The sequence below is a fragment of the Flavobacteriales bacterium genome (genome assembly GCA_025210295.1).
Lineage (GTDB): Bacteria > Bacteroidota > Bacteroidia > Flavobacteriales_D > Parvicellaceae > S010-51.
The window spans coordinates 542781-565501 of sequence record JAOASC010000016.1; the positions used below are offsets into that span (position 1 = coordinate 542781).

Sequence of the window (22721 nt, forward strand, 5' to 3'; positions counted from 1 at the left end):
ATTAAATTTATCTTATTAATGTAACATCTCCTTTTAATTTATAAGTTTTCCCATTTATTTCGGCTTTCACATACCATGTATAAACCCCTTCTAATGCATCTTTTCCATTAATCATTCCATCCCACCCATCTTTTATATTATCCGACACAAATACTTTTTTACCTAAGCGATCAAATATGGTAAAAGATATTGCATCAATAAAACCTCTAACATATAAAACCTCATTTATTCCATCTCCATTAGGCGAAAATGCATTGGGTACAAAGATATCATCAACAGGAAGTATTTCTACAATTTGATAACTAGTATCAGTACACAAATTAGCGTTATAAACAATTAATTCAATTTCATAATGACCAGAATCACTATACAAATGTATAGGGTTATAATCACTATAATTATATCCACTTCCATCATCAAAATCCCACCTCCATGCAGCAGCGTCAATGCTATTATTCGTAAAATTTACTGTTGCATTTTGAACATCTGTTGATGTTGGTGACACCATAAAATCTGAGACTGGCGTTGCATGAATAGTTATTAATCCATTGTTTTCTAGTGTATCCATGCAGCCTTCAACATTGGTTACAATTAGCCCAACATCATAAATTCCAGAAGAAGCGTAACAATACGCTGGATTTTGCTCATTACTTTCTCCATAATCATTTTCAAATTTCCAATTCCACTCAACAATCCCCCCACTATCATTAGAAGTATCAGAAAACGTAATACACATAATAGGGCATCCCTGTGTTGTATCTTGGATGAAACCTGCTGATGGTTTAGGTAAAACATTTACATTTTGAATCACACTATCTACACATCCATGATTAGAAACGACTTCTAAAAGTACAGGAAAGCTTCCTATTGATGGGAAAATATAATTTGGAGATTCTTGAGTAGAACCATTTCCCCCACCAAAATCCCAATTATTTAGAACGATACTTCCTGTTGACACAGTTGATGTATTCATAAACCGAGCTCCTCCACCATTTATACATGTTACATCAGTTGAAAAATTAGCTTGAGGAGCTGGATATCGAGTAATCGTTTGTGTGAGGCTATTCTCACAGCCATTACTTGCTCCCACCGTCAAGACGATATCATATTCACCAGCAACACCATACTGATGAACAACTGTGGAGGTTGAATAATCTTCTACCCCATCTTCATCTACATCCCAACTCCATGAACTAATACTATCTGGTGCTGTCATTAATGAAACATCTGTTAAATTGGCTTCATCATACACACAGCCATTAAAAAAATTAAAAGCTGGTTGTGGTTCTTCAAAAATCTCCACATTTTGTACGCTTGTATCTCTACACCCTAAATCATCTTCAACAATTAATTGAACGCCATAAATTCCAGTTGTTGCATAAGAGTAATTTTCAATTGAACTCCCCCCTATTCCTGAGTTATCACCAAAATCCCACTCCCATGAAGTAACAACAGAACTGTTAGTAGTAGAGTTATCATTGAAAGTGATTAAGGTATTGGGGCAACCATCATTAAAATTAAAATGAGCAGATGGAGCTGTATTGATGGTAATTTGTTGTTCTATAGAATCTCGACACCCCATATTCGTTGAAACTCCTAATGTTACGATATATGTCCCATCTACAGCGTATTGGTGATGCACTACTCCTCCGACATCATTAACCCCATCACCAAAGTCCCAAAACAAACCATTAATAGCATCATGTAAACCCACTGATGAAGTGCTTGAAAACTGAGCAACCTCATTATTACATAAATCATCACTTATAAAGCTAACGTCAATAGCTTCTAATACATTAACAGTAACGGCATCAGTTACAAAACATCCATATCTATCAGTTACCGTAACGGTATAAGTCGTTGTATCAGTTGGAGAAACTGTTATTGTTTGACCTGTTTGGCCATTAGACCAAACATAAGTATAAGGAGCTGAACCCAATAGTGCACCAGAACAACTCAAATTTAATGTTGTTCCATGACAAATTGTTGTATCATTGCTTACTGAAATTTCTGGACATAAGCTAACTTCTATCACCGATTTTGAGACACTTCCATTACAAGGTAAATCATTCCATCCTCCACCTGGATAAATTTGCGTACAATCTTCATCATTTCCAGCATTATTGGGTTCTCCACTAGCCCAATTTGTATAATTTACAGGAGCTCCATCATACCAATAAAAGTTACCTTCAGAGTTTTCATCTGTAAAACCAATCCATATAATGCCTCCAAAATTATTACTATTTAAGGCTGTGCTGATACAATTATTCTCTGTCACTGATTGAATTGATGTTAAATTTGCTCCTAAATTTTCTGCAAACTGTTGAGCAGCTACTCCAGACAACGATTGTGGGTTATAAAAATACATACTACAACCCGTTTGACAGCTTACTAATTCAGTACATCCAGCATTTGTAAAAGCAGTTCTAATAGCATTCAAATTACAACCTTGTTGGGCATATGCAAAAGAACCTAAAATACTGAATAAGATTGGGGTAACAAATCTATTCATGAGGGGTAACAAATTTTAGTTTTTTACTTTACTTATTCAGTATAAATACGTAAGTGATAAACAGAGGTTGCCTGTTCAATAAACTTTATTAGATGAAGTTTATTATCCCATGAAAAACTCTATTCTTTGGAATGGAATTTATTGAAAAAATATACTGGTACATCAAAAAAATACTTAATTATAGAGCATTTTATTAACTCTTCCTTAAACATATTTTTTTTATATTATTACCTTACCAAAGTAACATCTCCTTTTAATTTATATGCATTTCCATTTACTTCGGCTTGTATATACCAAGTATAAACTCCTTCTAAAGCCTTTTTACCGTTAATCATTCCATCCCATCCTATCTCTTTATCTTCAGATTCAAAGACTTTTTTGCCTAAACGATCAAAAATTGCAAAATACATTGCCCCAATATACCCTCTAGCATATAGGACATCATTCTTCCCATCTCCATTTGGAGAAAATGCACTCGGCACAAACAAATCATCCACTGGTAATATTTCAACATATTGAATAATTGTATCACTACACAGATAAGAGTTATAGACGATCAATTCTACTTCATAATACCCAGTATCTCCATAAGCATAACTTGGATTGTAATTACTAACATCTGGCTCTGACCCATCTCCAAAATTCCAACTCCATGCAGCTGCATCTAGACTATTATTTGTAAATTCTATCGTTGAGTTCTGTACATCTGTAGAAGTTGGAGACAAGCTAAAGTCTGCCGTTGGTAAAGGTAGAATACTTATTAAACCTAATTGCTCTATGGTATCTTTACACCCCTGACTATTGGTGATGATTAAACCAACATTATAATCTCCTGTTACTGTATAACAATACGTTGGATTTTGATCAAAACTTTCTCCATAATTATTCTCGAACTTCCAACTCCAATTCGTTATTGGCACATCATCATAAGAGGTATCAGCAAAAGCTACACATAATGGAGCACATCCAGCTGTAGTATCTTGTGTAAATGCAGCACTTGGCTTTCCTAAAACTTCTATGCTAAAGGTAACACTATCTACACATCCATTATCAGATAAGACTCCTAATGTAACAGGATAACTTGCCGCAATAAAATAGTCATTAGTAGGATGCTCTTGCAATGAAAAATTACCGTTTCCAAAGTCCCAACCATAGGTTGTAATTATTCCATTTGATATACTTGAAGTATTGACAAATTGCGTTGGGCCTCCATTTACGCATGCTGTTGATGCTGAAAAACTAGCTTGAGGTACAGCATAAGCTGATATTAACTGGGTAAAGCTATTTGAACAACTGTTATTCGACTCTACAGTTAGTGTCACATTATAATCTCCTGCTATTCCATAGAGGTGCTCTACATTTTGAGTACTATAATCCTCTGCATTATCACCATCTACATCCCAACTCCAAGAGACGATATTATCTGGCGCATTCACTATTGAAGCATCAATAAAACTTATGGTATCATACAAGCACCCATTCATAAAATTGAATGTAACTTGTGGAGTTGGATTAATCGTTAGGGCTAAACTCGCAGTATCTGTACAACCATTGTCATCTACTACTATCAACTCTGTGTTATAGTTACCAGATGCTAAATAGGTATGGGTTTCATTTTGACTATTACCTGTAGTTAAATCTCCAAAATCCCATTCCCATGAAGATATTGGCGTTGTGGAAATCGTATGATCGATAAAGTCTAATGGGATATTATCACAAGTATCACTTACTGTATAAGCTACATTTAGTACTGGATAGATGGTAACTTGATTTACAACGGTATCGTAACATCCATTCAAAGAACCTACTACTTCAACAACATTATAGCTCCCTATTGTTGAATAGGTATAATAAGGGCTTGAAGCTGTTGACTGCACCAAAGGAGTTGGGCTCTCTCCAAAATTCCATCCATGCCCAACGATCATATCAGGAGCTGTGATTGTTGAATTATCTACAAAACCTACCGAATCATATAAGCATTCATTATTGAAAGTAAAATTACCTTGAGGTTGTTCATAAATCACTACTGGCATGGTCGTATCTTTTGAACATCCTATTGCACTTGTTACTGTTAAACTAGTTGTATAGGTTCCTGCTGGGAAAGTATGACTAGGGGTTGGAGTATTGTAATCCTCTACTCCATCATTATCCACATCCCAACTCCATGTTGCAATCGATTCTGGAGCTGTGATTGTACTTAAATCAGTATAGTTTACTGCTAAATACTCACAACTATCCACTAAACTAAACGCTGCATGTGGCAACTCTCCTACGGTGACATTAATCGTGTCTGTTGCTGTACATAATGGAGCAAAAAAGATATTATCAAAAAAAGGATCTAAACCAGCCTGGCCTACAGTAATATTATTCAATCCGTTTCGTATTTCCAACAACACATTATTACTTGTTCCAGAATTCCATGTATATGTGTGCGTTTGCCATGCTCCACTACCTCCGACTGAATCTATTTGCACTAAAGAATTATTAGCGAAAATTTCAAATCTAGTCAATCCAGGTTGATATGCAGTACCCGCCAAGTCTTCGTAGGCATCAACTCGAATAATATAATCTGTATTCGGAGTGACATTCATTGTTTGCCCCCAGAATACCTTTCCATAATTCGCTGTTTGTACATCATAGGCATGGTAAGCATTTCCTGTACCAGCTATACCATAACATGAGGCTGTTCCTCCAACTGTATAGGTATCAATATTGATTGCATTCCCTAAAAGCGGTAATGTTCCGCACCCCACATGTTCATACTCTGAATTAAAATTAGTATTTCCAGATTCAAAATCGCCGTTAATAACCATATTGTCTCCTATATTAGCTACTTTAATAATGTACTGTCCAGTGGTATCAGCTGTATAGGTCTGTGTAGTATCAACCCCTTGCCAGAAATAAAAATCATATCCAGGTCCAGCATCTAAGGTCAAGACTCCACTACCATCAAGACAGTAAGTTGTATCATTTCCTAAATCTATAGGGTTTACAGTTGTAATATTCAATGTATCATAGAGGGTATCTCTATAACATGAGTAGACTAGTTCCGCTACTACAACATATTCTCCTGAATTTGACAATTGAACAACATTACCATTCCAGTTGGAATTTAAAATGATATTCGCTGGGTTAGCTGACTCAACAATCAACCAGTTTAATTGAGTTAATGAAGCGGTATCGTTAAGATAGATATTGGTTTGATCAAGAAAACATGTATGCTCTACTATTACAGCTTTGGGTTGGCTATTCTGCACGGGATTATTTAATACAAAGGAAGTAAGAACTCCTCCTGCGGCCCCAGCTTGTGATCCATAACTATTAGTAGTTCCATTCCATACACCAGGATTACCTCCTACTAAATTCGTTGTAACATTGGCAGGTAAGGCACTACTCGCATATATTAGACCTCCTCCACCGCCCCCAGCAGTTCCATGATCAACATTGGCATTTCCGCCTTTTCCACCATGGACATCTAACTGAACATTTCCTGTATAGGTATTACAAGAAATAGCAATTGTTCCTCCAGCTCCTCCTCCTCCGGCTCCATCACTTGCTGCAGAAATTGCATCAATTCCAAAAGATTGAATAGCATTATTATTCCCTACTATTTCATTGGCTACTATGATAATGATTCCGCCTCCTAGAGTTCCTGGAGTTGCTTGGCCATCATTTTGTTGGCCGCCACCGCCGCCGCCGCCCATAAAAAGCTTGTCCAGTCCTCCTCCATAAGGAATTCCTTGACCTCCTAGACCTCCCATATCCAAAACTCCACAAACAGGATGTCCAAAACCACCTTTTCCTCCGTCTCCGAAATTACTACCTCCTCCACCTCCAGAGTTGACTTGGTTTCCTCCTCCACCGCCATTAGCTAACTTTCCTCTTCCGTTTATGATTTGGTTACTTACATCAGCGATACCTTCTCCTTTTCTTCCTCCAAAGAAAGAAGTACCTGGGTAATAATAATCATTACTTGGCGTACAATCAAATTGATTGGAAGAAATCACTCCTGGTCTAAAGCCTGTACTATTTGCTGTTATATTCGCATTTAAAGTCAAAATATTTTGGCAATCAACTACAAGTACTCCTCCTGTTGTTCCATCCCAAGCTGGGCAAGTTAAATCTGCTGATACAGTTGCATTTATATGTTCTGAAACACGAACTAATTGAACAGCATAATTGACATCATAAGTTCTTGTTAACGGAACAACCAATTGGATTGTATTTCCAGTAATACTTTGAATTCTTGACAATTCATAATTTCCTGACTCGTGAAAATTTAAAATATCACCAAAATTAGGAGAATTACTTGTCGAATCTATTTCTGCTCCTTTCATTTGGATAATTAACACCTTATTTCCAACTGCAAAATCAGATGCATCAGATACCTCAATAAAAGCTGGGCAATTATCTATATTAACAACTTTAGTATAAGCATTAACTACTCCAGAAATGTTATCAGATTGCGCTATAAGTGTTAGACTCCAAACACTTATTATAATTAAAGCTATTAACTTCTTCATTTACTTATTTTTATCAAATGTATAAAAGTTTAATTGCTTAATTTAAAGACATATCAGTTAATTATTAACCGTATGTTTCTATCTAATTAACGTTACATCTCCTTTAAGCTGATAGGCATTTCCATTAACTTCTGCTTGTAAATACCAGGTATATACTCCTCCTAAAGCTGCTTTCCCATTTATCATTCCATCCCATCCTTGCTCTTTATCTTCTGATTCAAAAACCTTATTTCCTAAACGGTCAAATACAGCAAAATACATTACTCCTATAAAACCTCTAGCATACAAGATATCATTCTTACCGTCACCATTTGGGGAAAATGCACTAGGAACAAAGATATCATCGACAGGTAAAATTTCTACAAACTGATAACTAGTGTCACTGCACAAACTTGCATTATAAACAATTAATTGAATCTCATAACGGCCAGAATCACCATATAAATGTGACGGATCATAATCACTGTAATTATTTCCACTACCATCGCCAAAATCCCAACTCCATGCAGCAGCATCTGTACTGCTATTGGTAAAAGTTATGGTAGCATTTTGAACATCTGTTGATGTTGGTGATAAAGTAAAATCTGACACTGGAGTTTCATGAATTGTTATTAAGCTAGTTTGCAAGAGCGTATCTTTACATCCCTGAGCATTAACTATCGCTAATCCAACATCATAAGTACCACTTGTTGTATAACAATAACTAGGGAATTGTTCATTACTTTCTCCATAATTATTTTCAAACTTCCAACTCCAAGTCGTTATTGCGACATCATCATAAGAAGTATCTGTAAAAGCCACGCACATTATTGGGCACCCACCAGTTGTATCTTGTGTAAAAGCTGCTGTTGGTTTTCCTAAAACATCGACACTATAAGTTACACTGTCTACGCAACCGTTATCTGAAAGCACTCCCAAAGTTACAGGATAACTTGCAGCAATAGTATAATTGTTGGTTGGTGTTGTTTGTGTTGAAGTGTTTCCATCACCAAAATCCCAACCGTTAAGTATTATACTTCCTGATGCTATTGAAGAAGTATTTACAAACTGAGTTGGATCACCATTAACACAAGTTGTAGAAGCCGAGAAACCAGCTTGCGGCACAGGAAACTTACTAATTAATTGAGTTAAACTGTTGGTACATCCATTATTGGTTTCTACAGTTAATGTGACATCATAATCTCCTGCTAAAGTATACAAATGGTCTACATTTTGAGTCGTATAATCTTCGATATTATCACCATCAACATCCCAACTCCATGACACGATATTGTCTGGTGCTGTTACAATAGATGCATCTACAAAATTGGTTTCATCATACAAACAACTATTGACAAAGTTAAATGTCACTTGGGGTTCCTCATAAACTTGTACACTATGTACGACTGTATCCCTACATCCTTGATCATCCTCTATGATCAACTCAACATCATAATTACCCGAAAGTGTATAAGTGTACGATTCTATTGAGTTGGAACCAACCCCAGAATTATCACCAAAGTCCCATTCCCAAGCTGTAATTATAGTTCCATTACCTGCTGAATTATCTTCAAAAGTAGTTGTGGCATTCGGACAGCCATTATTAAAGTTGAAATCTGCACTTGGTGGATTGTATATTGTTATGGTTTGTTCGACTGAGTCGATACATCCTAAATCAGAGGTGATTCCATATTTAACAGTATATGTTCCTGCCGTTGCATATTGATAGGTAGTTGAAGCCCCCGTTCCAAAAGCTCCATCTCCAAACTCCCAAAAATACCCATTAATATTATCTGGTGCTACCACTGTAGAAGCATCTAAGAACTGTACTGGTTCATAGACACAATATTCGGAACTTGTAAAGTTGGCATCAATATTATTTATGACATTAACCACGACATCCTCCGTCACAAAACATCCGTATCTATCTGTAGCTGTAACAGTATACGTTGTAGTAACACTTGGCGTAACTGTTATTGCTTGACCTGTTTGTCCATCAGACCAAGTATAAGTATATGGAGCAGAACCAAATAAAGCATCTGAACAGACCAAAGACGCTGAAGTTGTATTACAAATTGTAGTATCATTACTAGCCGTTATTTGTGGACAAAGTCCAACTTCTATGACCGACTTAGAAGTATAACCTCCACAATTCAAGTCATTCCATAAACCATCTGGAAAAATTTGCGTACAATTTTCATTCCCTCCACTATTGTTTGGTTCTCCAGCTCTCCAGTTAGTATAAATTACTGGTGAACCATCGTACCAATAATAATTGCCTTCTGAATTTTCATCGGTAAATCCAATCCAAATCACTCCACCAAAACCATTATTCGTTAATGCTGTACTGATACAATTATTTTCAGCTGCCGATTGAACAGAAATTAAATTAGCACCTAAGCTTTCTGCAAATTGTTGAGCGGCAACACCGGATAAAGATTGTGGATTATAAAAATACATACTGCAACTGCTTTGACAACTCGGCAGTTCTGTACAACCAGCATTGGTAAAAGCAGTTCTTATTGCATTTAAATCACAACCTTGCTGAGCTTGAATATTCCAAACTAAAATACCCAATAATGCTGAGATAAAAACTCTAATGTTATTCATTGATTATGTTTCAATTAGCTAATTTATTCTAAAACTTATCGATATAAAGACGTAAAAGCTAAAAAAAGTTGCTATTACAGCAACTTTTTTTACTCATTCTTATATTATAAGTCTTTTACTCATATTTAATCACCTTAATTTTTGAAGTTATTTCTCCATTTTCTAGTGTAACAAAATAAATTCCAGGCAAAATATTTTCTCCATTTAAAATTTCTTTTGTTTCACCTTTAGAGATTGCATTTTTCACAACGACAACCCTACCCATTGCATCTACAATACTATAGTTAATTAAATTATTGGTACAACTCTCTCCTACTCTTAAATTTAACTGATTATTAAACGGGTTTGGATAAACATTTGCTTTAAGGCATTGATTTTCATTAATGTTTACAGTATTATCTACATTAATTTTAACTTCACTCAGTCCATAACAAGCTCCACCAAAATTATTCACCCCAGTAATCAAGACATAGTTCGCTCTTACATTATCAAAATCCACAACAAATTCTCCTTCATAACGGTTAAATCCTGTCCCTTGATTTAGGGTAAATGTACCAAATTCAGTCCAAGTAATACCATCTACAGAATAATCGATCACAATTTCTTGCATTCCCCAATCTAATAAATCTGGAGCATTGGTATTCCAAATAAATAAGTCATGCAATACATAAGTTGTCCCTAAATTATATTGTACCCAATGAGAATTGCCTCTTACAGGGTTGGGACTAGGTGCTGTTTGGCAAGAAATCCATCCATCATACCATGTGGTATTATGTCTATCTGGATAACATTGTCCAAAGCTTTCCAGCAGCCAAAAGCTTACAATTAAAACTAATATTATTCTTTTCATTTTCGATTTAATTAAAGTCAGTTTATTACATATTCATAAATCCTATAGGAGGTGTACTGGTTGACAGCCCAGCTACATTATGAAAATTATTTAAGTTAGGAAATATAGTTGGTAAATCTGATGGATTGATCCCATACCATAAAGCCAGTTCAGCAAACATAGAATCGGTAGCTGTAGTAGGAATTACGACTCCACGCGTTCCGCTAACTTGAGCACTGTTTATTTCTAGCGAAGGATAAGTTCCATATATGTTTCCGCCATTTACGTTTCCGCCCATCACCATAGCATTTCCTCCCCAAGCATGATCAGATCCATCGCCATTAGTGGTTAGTGTTCTTGCGAATTCTGAAGCGACAAATGTTGTGACATCATCAAACATTCCCATTTCATCTAACGCACTTTTAAACTCTACTAACGCATCATTCACTTCCTGTAATTTAATCGCATGATTGGTTAAGAGCTCATCGTGATGATCCCACCCACCTAATCTTACAAAAAAGATTTGTCGGTTAAAGTCTAGTGTATTTCTTGCCGCTATTGTTTTCGCTATCATGTGGAAATTTCTAGAGGAAGTTGTTGATGAGAATGTCGTTGAGAATGCAGGAACAGCATCTATTGCAGCTTGAAACTCCTCTCCTGCCTCAATTGACCCTTTAAAAATATCGGCATACGTTTTTTGAAACTGATCTTGATAACCAAAGTTTAAAATACTATCCGTGGCTGCTCTCCTCATAGGGTTACTTCCCCAGGTCGCATTTCTATTAATAGGCATTAGTGCCCCATTATAATTCATTGAAAACTCAACAGAATTTTGTCCATATTGGAAAATATTTGATCCGGATAACGACAAATTCATTGAAATGTTTGTGTTATTATTCGATGAGCTGATCAAATCTGCAATATGTCCTCCCCATCCTTTATTCGTTCTTAAATGAGGGCTTCCGCTTTGCCAGTGATTGTATTGATCTAAATGAGAAAACAAACCTAAAGGTAAAGGTACACTTCCATTTTCGTACTGCGTTTTTGTTACGGGTTCTATCATTGTCCCTACATTAGCAATAAAGGACAAACCACCATTATCAAAAAGCTGTTGCACACCAGATAAACTTGGATGAACTCCATAGTTTCCTCCTACGCCACCAATAGGTAACATTGCACTCTGATTAATCGCCAAATTAGAACGAGTGGCAGCATAATGGTTATACTCTGTACTTGTTCTAGGCATTAACATATTGAATGAATCATTTCCTCCATGTAAGAAAAAGCAAACTAACGCTTTATAACCACTTGCTGGTGGTGGTGCGCTACTAGCCAAAGCATTCATTGCTTTAAAATTAATAATAGAAGACATCGGTGTAGTTAAACCAATAGAGGCTAAACTAGCTTGTTTTATGAAATTTCGTCTTGATTGGTGAAACTTTGAATCTTTCATAATATCTAAAGATTTAAATACTTTTTATTTTAAAATGTTATAATCTGGACTTATTAAAATAAGGTATGTTGCCAACCTTACTCTGTAGCTTAGTTCTGTTAAACTAATTGAGTTTTGATCTAATGTTTCTTTAATAATAGCACGGGTTCTATCCGAGAGTTGTCCATGAGTTAAAACAACATCTAAATGATCAATTATAGCATCGCTACTTTTGGCTACTTCCATCAAAGGAGAAAGATTTGTTCTAGCAATAGTGTAATCTTCATAATGTGCTGTTCTCAACATAATTTCACTTTCTACCCAATAATAAACTTGATTAGCAAACCCTACACTTGTTCTTGTATTATACAACTCAAATTCTGGAGCCACTAACCCGTTGTTAGAAATCATTCCTGATGGAGTATAATCAGGTCCATAAAAATTGAATACTGTTTGTGACCTTAAAGGGTGTTGGGCTGTGTTTTCTTTATACCAATAACTGTAATTCCAATAATTCCCTAGAGGTGAAAGAACATCTGTAAACTTAACAAAGTCAGTGTATTTTAATATTGGTTCTCTTAGTTTACCTTGATCAGGATCAGTAGACCAAGCACAACTTCTTGCTTCTGGGTGTAACAATATTGCTTTAATCACAGCTTGCATATCTCCTCTTACACCTGCTCCATTATCATTAAATGCCCCTGCTACAGCAGCAATATAACTTGGTGTAGGATTTGACTTTACTAAACGTTGAATTAATCTTTTTGCTAAGAAAGGACCAACATTAGGATGATTAAATAAGTGCTCTACAGCATCTTCTATATCTTGCATTCCTGTTTGACCATCTGGAATGACATAACCATCTAATAAGTATTTAGGTCCTTGTTCATGCCATTCCTCATACATTTGCATCGGCACAGTTAAATCGGCGATATAAATTCCTAAACCAAAGTAAGTATTGTTGGTGTCTAACCTTGCTCCTACTCCAAGCCCTGTGAATACTTTAGCAAATTCTTTTATATCTGCATTGGTATAAGTTGGAATTGGGTTATTGTTGGCGTCTAATTGATAACTTCCATCTAAATTTAATTGGTATAATCCTATTGAAAATAATTGCATAATTTCCCTAGCATAATTTTCGTCTGGAAAAATATTATTTACCGTATCAGTTTTCGGATTATTCATGTGACTTAGGTAATTTCCCATTGCAGGGTGAAGACTGACTTCCAATAATAAGTCTTTATAATTACCAAAAGCATTTCTAACCATTATATCATAATAATTGGCTACTCCAGCTGAATAACCGCTCAAACCTCCTTCTAATGAGATCACACAAATTTGACTTAATGAATAGGCTAATCTCTGGCGTAATAGATCTTTAGCTAACATATTATTCTGCCACCATGCATAATCCATGTGGACATGATTGGGACGTATTGGATAATCGGCCGAATCTCCACCATTCGCAACATAAATACCCAAAGACTTATGATATATACTATCTAAGGTATCTGTGTAATATGTAGGAGGGGTATTCAACTGTTGGTCAATCCAGTTTTCAATTCCTAAATCGGCAACTTCATTGATCAATTCCATATCAGCTCCAAACGAAGCTTGAGATAAAAAACGTGAAGCTTCCATTTGTTTTCCTACTAAACCTTGACCTCCTAAAGTTTTATCTCCTGAGGCATATTCAGCTCCCTGATATAATTGATAATTGTCGCTTGTTGTTACCACTATTCCATCAGAATGTCCGGCCCCAATATAGTCATCATAAACCTGACTTAACAAGGCATTACATACAAGTCCAAGCCCAAACAATAAGTAGATTTTTTTCATATTATTTTTTCAAAAATTTACAATTGGAAATATACAACAATAAAACTTAATTTTGTTAAAAATTACCGATATTTTAAAAATAACTTGATTCTAATTACTTTTCTCTCCTTTATTAGAAACAATAGTTTATCTTTATAGCTTATAATTTTATTTAAGTGAAAATTAGCATTATAACGATATCGTATAATAGTGAAGAAACGATAGAGGATACTATTCTTTCTGTTATTAATCAAACCTATGATAACATTGAGTACATCATCATTGACGGAGGTTCTACAGATGACACACTTAATATTATCAACCAATATAAAAGTCGGATTAACACCATTGTTTCAGAACCTGACAAAGGAATATATGACGCCATGAACAAAGGGGTACGATTAGCCAAAGGGGAACTCGTTGGTATTCTTAATTCTGATGACTTTTATGCAAATAAAAATGTCATTGAAAACATAGCTAAAAATATCAAAGACTATGATTCAATTTATGCTGACCTTGTTTATGTAGATCGGAAAAACACTGATAAAATTATTAGGTACTGGAAGTCGGGCGTTTATAAAAAAGATGCATTTTTAAAAGGTTGGATGCCGCCACACCCTACATTTTTCTTAAAAAAGAAAATATATGATCAATATGGTACTTACAACCTTTCTCTTAAATCAGCTGCAGACTATGAATTAATGCTTAGAATGCTTCATAAAGAAAACGTTTCTACAACCTATTATCCTGAAACGATTACTAAAATGAGAGTTGGAGGTCAAAGTAACGCTTCTATTTCAAATAGGCTAAAAGCCAATAAAGAAGACAGGAAAGCCTGGGAAATTAATCAGATGGACCCTAAATTTTACTCTTTATATCTAAAACCTTTAAGGAAAGTAAGTCAATTTATTCGTAAAAAATGAATATAAAATCAACATTAATTTTTGGTGGTATAGCTTTATTTATAGCTGTTATTTTAGGAGCACTTGGGGCTCATTATCTTCGTGAAACTCTAGCATACCCCGCTTCAAAAATAGCTAGTTGGAAAACGGGTGTTCAATATCAACAAATCCATGGATTAGCATTAATTTTATTAGCGATTCTTCAAATTCAATTTCCTAAACTGAAGCTTAAAACAGTTTCTATATTATTTAAAGCAGGCACTGTTTTATTTTCTGGTTCTATATACCTCCTTGCTATGAACTACAGTTTTGCTATAGACTTTTTACCGAAAATATTTGGCCCTTTAACACCGCTAGGAGGCTTATTATTAATCTCTGGATGGCTACTTTTTATTATCAATTTACTAAAAGTTAACTTCAACAATGAATAAAGATCAAATTGCTATTTTATCACCCTTACAAGTTGAGCAAAAACTTCAACGAATTGCCCGAGAGTTAATTGAACTACATTACAACAAAGATGAAATTGTAATTATTGGAATTAGTGACAGAGGAGTGAAAATTGCGACAAAAATATATGATATTTTGAGTCAAATATCTCAACTAAAATTGTCTTTTTTGAAACTCACCCTTAATAAAGACATTCCCAACTCTAGTGCAATTGAATTGTCTGGAAGTAAAAAAGAATTAGAAAATAAGTGTGTTGTATTAATTGATGATGTTTTGAATTCTGGTAAAACATTAATTCATGCAGCTAGTTTTTTACTGGAAGAGAATATTTCACAATTAAATACTGTAGTTCTAGTAGATCGAAGACATCGTCTCTTCCCTATTCGCGCTGATTTTGTTGGTTTAACCTTATCTACTACTTTAAAAGAACACATTTCTGTTGTTGAAGTTTCTGAAAATCAATTTGAAGTTTATTTAAATTAATGGTTAGAAAAATAATAGGTGTAAGCTTAGGTCTTCTAATTGGTGTATTTACTGTAGCACTTATTCAAGCTATTGGTCATTTTGTACACCCTACACCTCAAGGAATTGACTTGAGTGATGCAGCTGCATTAAAAAGAACAATGGAGTCAACTCCTGTTTACGCTTTTCTTATTATCATCTTTTCTCATTTTTGCGGTGCATTTTTAGGAAGTTATCTAGGCAATAAGTTTTCCCAATCTATTGGAAAAGCAGGACTTATCATTGGCGCTATTTTTTTCTTTTATGTTGTTTTCAATCTTATTGTTATCCCCTATCACCCAATTTGGTATGTTATCCTTGATATACTCTTGACTTTTTGGGGGGCATGGATTGCTTTTAAAATCACATTAAAACGACAAGTATGAGTTTAGATTTTGATGAGTTAAAAACTTTTTTAGATAATAAAGTTGAACAATACAACAACCTAAGTTTTATCGAAAATGATCCGATTAGTATCCCTCATCTTTTTTCAGATCCGAAAGACATCGAAATAAGTGGTTTTATAACTGCTACTATTGCCTGGGGAAAACGAGAAATGATTATTAGAAATGGCAAACGTATTGTAGAAGCCATGGATTTTCAACCTTATAATTTTGTTTTAAATTATAATGAAACAACAGACTTTAAATACCTTGAAGCTATTAAACATAGAACTTTCAATAGTGCTGATTTAAATTATTTTATCAAAGCACTTCAATACTGCTATCAAAAGCATGGTGGTTTAGAACACTTATTTTCAAATGCGATCTCCCCTAACTCTACATCGATTAAAGAAGCTATCATTAACTTTAGGTCTTCTTTTTTTGAAATCGCGCAGGAAAATAACCAAAGAACTTTTAAACATGTTTCTAATCCAGCCAAAGGATCTGCAGCAAAGCGAATCAATATGTTTTTAAGATGGATGGTCAGGAATGACAACAAAGGGGTTGATTTTGGAATTTGGAAATCAATTTCTCCCTCAATCCTCTCTTGTCCTTTAGATGTTCATTCTGGCAATGTGGCGCGGTCTTTGAATATATTGTCGCGCCAACAAAATGATTGGAAAGCGCTTGAAGAGCTTGATCAAAACTTAAGACAACTAGATCAATATGATCCTGTAAAATATGATTTTGCCTTATTTGGGCTAGGAATTAACGAAAATTTTAAATAAACATTTACTATGAAAACATTACTAACAACAACTTTTACACTCATTACAGTATTCCTTTTTGCCCAAGATGTAAAACTAAAGGTTACTTACAAAGGGCAAGGCGTATCTGGACACACAGTATCGGCCTATATCCAAGGACAAAAAAGAGGTTCTGGTGTGACCAATGATGCTGGAGAAGCTACTATTCACATTAATGGATTAAATAGTTTATACCTCGATTGGAAAGGAGAAAAAAGATGTGACAATGGAGAAAAAAAGTGGGAAGTTAATGGTTACGGGAAACTAGATGAAAACAATTTTTTCCACCTAAAAATGGAAGAGATTACAGAAATGATGGCTAAAGAATCTGGAGGTTTTATTAGTGAAAGTATGTTAGCAGCATCTTATGGATTAGTTTGCGGTGGTAGTTCAGCTACATCTTCTAATTCCCCTTCTTCATCTAACTCTTCTTCGGCTCAATCAAATGATCAATCTGATGATGACTGGTTTAAAAAGCAAGAAGAAAAACGCGAACAACGCGCGGCTGAAAGGGAGCAATCTATGGATGATTTTATCTCTGGTAAAACTAGAGAAGAAGGGTTACAAAATCAAAAAGTAAGCCTTAACAACTCCATCAATTCTATAGAGCAAAAAATTCAGAATAAAGAACAAAAGATAGCTAAAGGTAAAGTTACAGGTAAAGATGCTGAGATTACCGAACTTGAAATAAAAGAATTAAAATTCAAAAAAGAGATTAAGCTCAATAAATTAGAAAAAGTAAATCTACAACTAGAGAAGAACACGTTAACTAAAGCTGAAAGAACTGCATTTAAAGATCGTGAAAATAAATTAGAGGCACAGAAAAAAGAAGTTAAAGAACAAATAAAAGCTAAGCAGAACAGTTCTTCTAACTATACACCAAAAACAACTGAAAAAGTTGAAAAAGAAGATCATTTATTAACGCAAGAAGACATTGCCAAAATGAGCACTAAAGATTTAAAATTAAGAAGAGCAAAAATAAATCCTACTATTGGTGCTAATAAAATGAAACTTAAGCTTAAATCAAAATCAATGGGAGCAGCAGAGAAAGCTGAATTAGAAATCAAAAACACTAAACTCTCTATGGTCGTAGACTTAATCAATAATGAATTAGAAAAACGAGAGAAATAGTCATGAAACTGCCAGGTAAACTAGCACGAAAAATTCAAACTAGAGTTGACGAAAATTTTTATCGTACACTTTCAGTCAATTCCGATGTAGAAACGATTGACTTTAGTTCTAATGACTACTTGGGATTAGCTAAAAATACTTTTAATCACGCTTCTCAAGTTGGCGCTACAGGTTCTAGACTTATCTCGGGAAATTATCATGAAATAGAAGATCTAGAACAATTTATTGCCCAGTATCATAATGTCGCATCCAGTTTAATTTTTAATAGCGGTTATTCGGCAAATCTTGGGTTGTTATCTAGTTTACCTCAACGCAATGACATTGTTTTATTTGATCAGGAAATACACGCCAGTATTCGAGATGGAATTCGACTCTCTAATGCTAAAAGTTATGCGTTTAAGCATAACAACTCTAGTGACTTAAAAGCGAAACTGGAAACCCATCAAGACGCTATTGTTTATGTTGTAGTAGAAGCTATTTATTCTATTAGTGGCGATTCACCAGACCTCGAAGAAATGAGTCAATTATGTCAAACTTATGGGGCTTACCTCATCGTAGATGAAGCGCATAGTTTTGGTATAGCTGGTCCTAATGGCTCAGGTCTGATTAATGCTCTTCACCTTGAACACCAAGTTTTTGCTAGGGTTATCACCTTTGGAAAAGCATTAGGTTGTCATGGGGCTGCCGTACTAGGATCCAATGAACTACGTAATTACTTAATTAACTTTTGTCGATCATTCATTTACACAACAGCTCCATCATTGTCGACTACCCAAACTATTCATCAACAATATTTGAAATTAAAAGCAACTGAAACAAGCCGTAAATACCTCCAACAATTAAAGGCTCATTTTTTAGAGCATTTATCTTCAGACATTCGCTATACAACTGGCAATCATAGTGCTATTATTGCAATTATTATTGGTAACAATAGCCAAACGAAGTTGATCGCTCAACAGCTACAAAATAAATATTTTGATATAAAACCTATACTATCCCCTACTGTTTCCAAGGGGAATGAATGTATTAGAATATGTCTTCATAGTTTTAATACACTGGAGGAAACTGCTCAATTAGCTCATCTTATCAATCAATTATATGAAAGATAGCATCTCTTTAGCTGACATCAATAAATTAGCGATACCAGCTATTTTATATAACATCACGGAACCTCTGTTGGGTTTAGTTGATTTAGCTATTATTGGACAAATTCCTGAGCATGCTACGGAGGCTAAAGGAGGAGTTGGATTAGCCGTTGGGTTAATTTCTACCCTAGTATGGGGACTAGCTCAAGTAAGGACAGCAATCTCTGCTCAAGTTGGAAAATATTTAGGGATGAATCAACTCGAGAAGATTAAAACATTAATTCCTCAATCCTTAGTTTTAAGTATTTTATTAGGTGTTATTTTTTGGTTACTTACAGTTCTATTTTATCAACCGATTTCTGCTTTTTTATTTAATGACACCAATCTAAAAACATTAGGGTTTTCACTTGACTACTATAAAATAAGAGCAATTGGCCTTCCTCTTTCTTTATTTATTGCGGGGGTATTTGGTATTTTTAGAGGTTATCAAAATACGTCATGGGCGATGTATATTAGTTTAATCGGAGGTGTTTTTAATTTAATTCTTGACTTCATACTGATCCATGGTATAGACGGCTACATTCCCTCAATGGGAGTACAAGGTGCTGCACTAGCGAGTTTAATTGCTCAGGTTATTATGTTTAGTTTATCCATTATTTTTCTATTAAAGAAGACTCCATTTGACTTAAAACTTTCCTTAAAAATAAACCCTGAGCTCAAGAACACATTGTTATTGACATTAAACATGCTCATACGAACACTTGCACTTAACGCTACTTTTATTATCGCTTTACGTTTTGCTAATGGTTATGGAAAACATGCGCTATCGGCTTATGCTATTGGTATAAATATTTGGCTATTTTCTTCTTTTTTTATCGACGGATACTCCAATGCAGGGAACGCTATAGCTGGAAAACTCTTGGGACAAAAGGATATTCGACAGCTAAAGAAATTGGGATTATACTTGATTAAATTAAACAGCGTTATTGCTACATTACTAGGATTGACATACTTTATTTTTAGAGAAAAAATTGCTGCCCTATACTTTGACAATAGCCTAGACCAGACTATTTTCTTTTCATTCTTTTGGATTATCATCCTTGCTCAACCTATTAACTCGATTGCTTTTACACTTGATGGTATTTTTAAAGGATTAGGAGAAGCCAAAACACTTCGAAATATTTTGTTAGTTGGTACTTTTCTTATTTTCATTCCCTTGATAGTTCTTTTTGACTTTTTAGGTTTTAATATTCAAGGTATTTGGTATGCTTTTTTTGCTTGGATGTTTTGGAGAGCTGCTAGTCTATTTATTTTGTTCAAGAAATACCAACTAACATCACCATAACTTTAAAATGTTAACTTTCCTTAACTTCTATGTTTTTCTTTAGACTTTTAAAAAATCATTTATTATTTTTATGTTGTTGTTAGCTAAATTATACTAAAGCTAAAATCAAAAACAATATAATTATGAGTCATAAAACAGATATACAAGTTCGATTTTCAGATTTAGACATGGCAGGTCATGTCCATAATGCCACCTATTTAAGCTACTTTGAACAAGGAAGAATAGATTTCTTTAAAGGGATTGCCGACCGAGAGTGGAATTGGAAAAAGAAAGGAGTTGTATTGGGTAGAAATGAGATTGATTATATTGAAATTATCAAGTTACATGATGAAGTTTATGTACTCACTAAATGTGAACATGTAGGAAATAAAAGCTTTACACTATCCTACGAGTTATACAAAAGAAAAAATGGAGAAGATATTCTATGTACGAAAGGAAGAACCATACTTGTATGTATGGATTTTGAAACAGGTGAATCAGTTTCTTTATTTGAGGAGTGGAAAGAACTATTAGAAGATTCTCTTAAAATCAATAGTTAATTAAACCAAAAACAGTTAAAAAGTAGTCTATGAGACTACTTTTTCATCGCTTCGTAAGCTAATTCTAGTGCTCTCCTTAGCGTTTCCTCTTTAGATAAATGTGAGTTATCTAATACTACAGCATCTTCTGCTTTGACCAAAGGACTTTCTTTTCGATTAGAATCTTCAAAATCTCTTTGAGCAACATTTTCCTCAACATCTTTAAGAGAAACTTGATATCCTTTTTCAAGCAATTCTTTATAACGTCGAGCTACTCTAATTTCGTTATTCGCTGTAATCCATAATTTCAATTTAGCAGCGGGAAAAACAGCAGTACCAATATCTCTTCCATCCATAACAATGGCTTTATTTCTTCCTAATCGCTGTTGAAATTCTACTAATTTTTCTCTTACTTCTTTTATTTTACTAACCTCACTAACATTTCTAGAAACCTCTATAGTTCGTATAATTTCTTCAACATTATTTCCATTAAGGTAGGTTTCTGACTTACCAGTACGGCTATTGTAATTAAAAGAGATGTTGATATTTGAGAGATGATCAACAATCAAAGTGCTATCTATTGGCTCTCCTTCCACAATTAACCCCTCTTCCATTGCATAGAAAGTAACCGCTCTATACATCGCTCCAGAATCTATATACACATATTTCAACGCTCTTGCTAAAGCCTTTGCTAAAGTGCTTTTACCACAAGCAGAATGTCCATCTAACGCTATAATTATATCTTTCATCTTGGTAAAAAAAAGGCTGCTCAACAAAAGAACAGCCAACTATTTATTCAATAAAATATTCTAGGTTTATCAATTAAAGCTCTTCTACTTCAATCATTTTAAAAGGGATATCTATAATAGCTTGATAATCCTCACCAGCTTCTAACATATCTTCATCATCTTCTTCATAGTACCAATTAATCTCAATGGTAGTACCTGATAAAGTTTCTAATTTTTTAAATACATCCAAGATACACTTAGAAGAACTTGTGTTAAAATATTCCAATTGAACATTCACAACCGTCTGATCTTGAGGAGAATTTCCATAATTTTCGATCCAATCTAAGATTGGCTTATAAAATTCTATTGAGTTCTCAGGTATAGATCTCCCTTTCAACAATAACTCCCCGCTTTCATTAAACTCAATTGTTGGCGTTTTTGCCGAACCTTCAATTTTTAATTCTTCCATATCTACCTAAATTAAATATCTTTATTAATCTTTTCAACTTTAACTATTAATGTAAAAAAGGAATATTTATCATCTGTTTTGATAAAATTATACTCCAACTTTTGACCAGATTTTCTTGCTATATCAATAAATCCTAATCCTCCTCCCCCTTTAACGCTGATCTCTCCGTTATTCAAAGTCTCTTTGTAAAATCGCTTTAACTCATCTTTACCAAGACTGTTAACATGATCAATTCTTGACTTTAACTTTTCCACATTTTCAGAAAGCAAATAATTTCCCGTTACGATTTGGTATTCGTTGGGCATTCTGCTTATCATAAAAATAGAAGATTTGATATTATTCAATTCTTCAGGAGTCCCTTGAACATCAAAATCATCAATATGATGATATAAGTTTTGTAAAATTTCTACCAATACATTAAATACTTTTTTACGCTCTTTGGCTGGATCTTCTAATTCTTCCATTCGAGTTTCTACGATTTGAAGAATAGAAGTCAGTAACTCAGAAGTTATTGCACCTTTAAACGAAAGCAAAATCTTATTGCTTTCCATCTTCTTATATAAATCGTATATATTTAACATTCAGTTTAATCAAAAACTTATGCAACAAATATAATTAAATACTTTTATTTTAACTGTTTCTCTTTATTTTTTTTGATAGAATCTTTACTAACATTTCTTTTTTTATAATTCAGCTAGAT

Annotated in this window: 18 protein-coding genes; 9 read left to right on the forward strand and 9 right to left on the reverse strand. The window is 34.3% G+C overall.

The genetic code is table 11. The annotated features are described in order from the left end of the window. Window positions 1-7: 7 nt before the first annotated feature. The 6 genes from N4A35_04955 to N4A35_04980 all read right to left on the reverse strand — a co-directional run bounded on the left by N4A35_04955 (window position 8) and on the right by N4A35_04980 (window position 13724). Entirely contained in the window at window positions 8-2512 is a 2505-nt protein-coding gene (locus N4A35_04955) for a PKD domain-containing protein (GenBank protein MCT4580748.1), read from the reverse strand. A 227-nt stretch (window positions 2513-2739) separates the two neighbouring features. Further along, complete coding sequence (locus tag N4A35_04960) at window positions 2740-7035, reverse strand: PKD domain-containing protein (GenBank protein MCT4580749.1); 4296 nt, start codon at window positions 7033-7035, stop codon at window positions 2740-2742. A 78-nt stretch (window positions 7036-7113) separates the two neighbouring features. After that, window positions 7114-9624, reverse strand: a complete 2511-nt coding sequence (locus tag N4A35_04965; protein ID MCT4580750.1) for a PKD domain-containing protein — start codon at window positions 9622-9624, stop codon at window positions 7114-7116. A gap of 115 nt (window positions 9625-9739) precedes the next feature. Then, window positions 9740-10474 (reverse strand): T9SS type A sorting domain-containing protein, encoded by a 735-nt coding sequence (locus N4A35_04970; GenBank protein MCT4580751.1) that lies wholly within the window; start codon window positions 10472-10474, stop codon window positions 9740-9742. 25 nt (window positions 10475-10499) lie between these two features. Next, window positions 10500-11906 (reverse strand): DUF1501 domain-containing protein, encoded by a 1407-nt coding sequence (locus N4A35_04975; GenBank protein MCT4580752.1) that lies wholly within the window; start codon window positions 11904-11906, stop codon window positions 10500-10502. 24 nt (window positions 11907-11930) lie between these two features. Beyond that, window positions 11931-13724 (reverse strand): DUF1800 domain-containing protein, encoded by a 1794-nt coding sequence (locus tag N4A35_04980; GenBank protein MCT4580753.1) that lies wholly within the window; start codon window positions 13722-13724, stop codon window positions 11931-11933. Between the two features lie 155 nt (window positions 13725-13879). Between N4A35_04980 and N4A35_04985 the strand changes: the two genes are divergently transcribed. From N4A35_04985 to N4A35_05025, 9 genes are all read left to right on the forward strand, one after another. Further along, window positions 13880-14626, forward strand: a complete 747-nt coding sequence (locus N4A35_04985) for a glycosyltransferase (protein MCT4580754.1) — start codon at window positions 13880-13882, stop codon at window positions 14624-14626. Then, the gene (locus N4A35_04990) at window positions 14623-15036 is read left to right on the forward strand and encodes a DUF423 domain-containing protein (protein ID MCT4580755.1); all 414 of its coding nucleotides are present in this window, start codon (window positions 14623-14625) and stop codon (window positions 15034-15036) included. Before N4A35_04985 ends, N4A35_04990 begins: the two co-directional genes overlap by 4 nt. Then, window positions 15029-15538, forward strand: a complete 510-nt coding sequence (locus N4A35_04995) for a phosphoribosyltransferase family protein (protein MCT4580756.1) — start codon at window positions 15029-15031, stop codon at window positions 15536-15538. Before N4A35_04990 ends, N4A35_04995 begins: the two co-directional genes overlap by 8 nt. After that, window positions 15538-15942 carry a hypothetical protein gene (locus N4A35_05000; GenBank protein MCT4580757.1) on the forward strand — a complete coding sequence of 135 codons (405 nt, stop codon included), beginning with the start codon at window positions 15538-15540 and terminating at the stop codon, window positions 15940-15942. Before N4A35_04995 ends, N4A35_05000 begins: the two co-directional genes overlap by 1 nt. Further along, window positions 15939-16727, forward strand: coding sequence for a TIGR02757 family protein (locus N4A35_05005; GenBank protein MCT4580758.1), 789 nt, complete (start codon window positions 15939-15941; stop codon window positions 16725-16727). The genes N4A35_05000 and N4A35_05005 overlap by 4 nt, the downstream gene beginning before the upstream one ends. A 9-nt stretch (window positions 16728-16736) precedes the next feature. Further along, the gene (locus N4A35_05010) at window positions 16737-17876 is read left to right on the forward strand and encodes a hypothetical protein (GenBank protein MCT4580759.1); all 1140 of its coding nucleotides are present in this window, start codon (window positions 16737-16739) and stop codon (window positions 17874-17876) included. Window positions 17877-17878: 2 nt separating this feature from the next. Next, on the forward strand, window positions 17879-18985 hold the full coding sequence (locus N4A35_05015) for a pyridoxal phosphate-dependent aminotransferase family protein (GenBank protein ID MCT4580760.1): 1107 nt from the start codon (window positions 17879-17881) through the stop codon (window positions 18983-18985). Further along, window positions 18975-20306 carry an MATE family efflux transporter gene (locus N4A35_05020; GenBank protein ID MCT4580761.1) on the forward strand — a complete coding sequence of 444 codons (1332 nt, stop codon included), beginning with the start codon at window positions 18975-18977 and terminating at the stop codon, window positions 20304-20306. The genes N4A35_05015 and N4A35_05020 overlap by 11 nt, the downstream gene beginning before the upstream one ends. A gap of 104 nt (window positions 20307-20410) precedes the next feature. Further along, on the forward strand, window positions 20411-20845 hold the full coding sequence (locus N4A35_05025) for an acyl-CoA thioesterase (protein MCT4580762.1): 435 nt from the start codon (window positions 20411-20413) through the stop codon (window positions 20843-20845). A 35-nt stretch (window positions 20846-20880) separates the two neighbouring features. On the opposite strand, the gene cmk is transcribed toward N4A35_05025, so the two are convergent. The 3 genes from cmk to N4A35_05040 form a co-directional block, all read right to left on the reverse strand. After that, window positions 20881-21573: a (d)CMP kinase gene (cmk, locus tag N4A35_05030; GenBank protein MCT4580763.1), complete on the reverse strand. Its 693-nt coding sequence runs from the start codon at window positions 21571-21573 to the stop codon at window positions 20881-20883. 73 nt (window positions 21574-21646) lie between these two features. Further along, a complete protein-coding gene (locus N4A35_05035) occupies window positions 21647-22021 on the reverse strand; it encodes a DUF1987 domain-containing protein (protein ID MCT4580764.1) in 375 nt (124 codons plus the stop codon). An 11-nt stretch (window positions 22022-22032) separates the two neighbouring features. Continuing rightward, window positions 22033-22602 (reverse strand): SiaB family protein kinase, encoded by a 570-nt coding sequence (locus N4A35_05040; protein MCT4580765.1) that lies wholly within the window; start codon window positions 22600-22602, stop codon window positions 22033-22035. Between the last annotated feature and the right edge of the window lie 119 nt (window positions 22603-22721).

Excerpts from the sequence above, each read along its gene's own strand:
- N4A35_04955 (MCT4580748.1), bottom strand. The coding sequence starts at position 2,512 with ATGAATAGATTTGTTACCCCAATCTTATTCAGTATTTTAGGTTCTTTT.
- N4A35_04960 (MCT4580749.1), bottom strand. The coding sequence starts at position 7,035 with ATGAAGAAGTTAATAGCTTTAATTATAATAAGTGTTTGGAGTCTAACA.
- N4A35_04965 (MCT4580750.1), bottom strand. The coding sequence starts at position 9,624 with ATGAATAACATTAGAGTTTTTATCTCAGCATTATTGGGTATTTTAGTT.
- N4A35_04970 (MCT4580751.1), bottom strand. The coding sequence starts at position 10,474 with ATGAAAAGAATAATATTAGTTTTAATTGTAAGCTTTTGGCTGCTGGAA.
- N4A35_04975 (MCT4580752.1), bottom strand. The coding sequence starts at position 11,906 with ATGAAAGATTCAAAGTTTCACCAATCAAGACGAAATTTCATAAAACAA.
- N4A35_04980 (MCT4580753.1), bottom strand. The coding sequence starts at position 13,724 with ATGAAAAAAATCTACTTATTGTTTGGGCTTGGACTTGTATGTAATGCC.
- N4A35_04990 (MCT4580755.1), top strand. The coding sequence starts at position 14,623 with ATGAATATAAAATCAACATTAATTTTTGGTGGTATAGCTTTATTTATA.
- N4A35_04995 (MCT4580756.1), top strand. The coding sequence starts at position 15,029 with ATGAATAAAGATCAAATTGCTATTTTATCACCCTTACAAGTTGAGCAA.
- N4A35_05000 (MCT4580757.1), top strand. The coding sequence starts at position 15,538 with ATGGTTAGAAAAATAATAGGTGTAAGCTTAGGTCTTCTAATTGGTGTA.
- N4A35_05005 (MCT4580758.1), top strand. The coding sequence starts at position 15,939 with ATGAGTTTAGATTTTGATGAGTTAAAAACTTTTTTAGATAATAAAGTT.
- N4A35_05010 (MCT4580759.1), top strand. The coding sequence starts at position 16,737 with ATGAAAACATTACTAACAACAACTTTTACACTCATTACAGTATTCCTT.
- N4A35_05015 (MCT4580760.1), top strand. The coding sequence starts at position 17,879 with ATGAAACTGCCAGGTAAACTAGCACGAAAAATTCAAACTAGAGTTGAC.
- N4A35_05020 (MCT4580761.1), top strand. The coding sequence starts at position 18,975 with ATGAAAGATAGCATCTCTTTAGCTGACATCAATAAATTAGCGATACCA.
- cmk (MCT4580763.1), bottom strand. The coding sequence starts at position 21,573 with ATGAAAGATATAATTATAGCGTTAGATGGACATTCTGCTTGTGGTAAA.
- N4A35_05035 (MCT4580764.1), bottom strand. The coding sequence starts at position 22,021 with ATGGAAGAATTAAAAATTGAAGGTTCGGCAAAAACGCCAACAATTGAG.
- N4A35_05040 (MCT4580765.1), bottom strand. The coding sequence starts at position 22,602 with ATGTTAAATATATACGATTTATATAAGAAGATGGAAAGCAATAAGATT.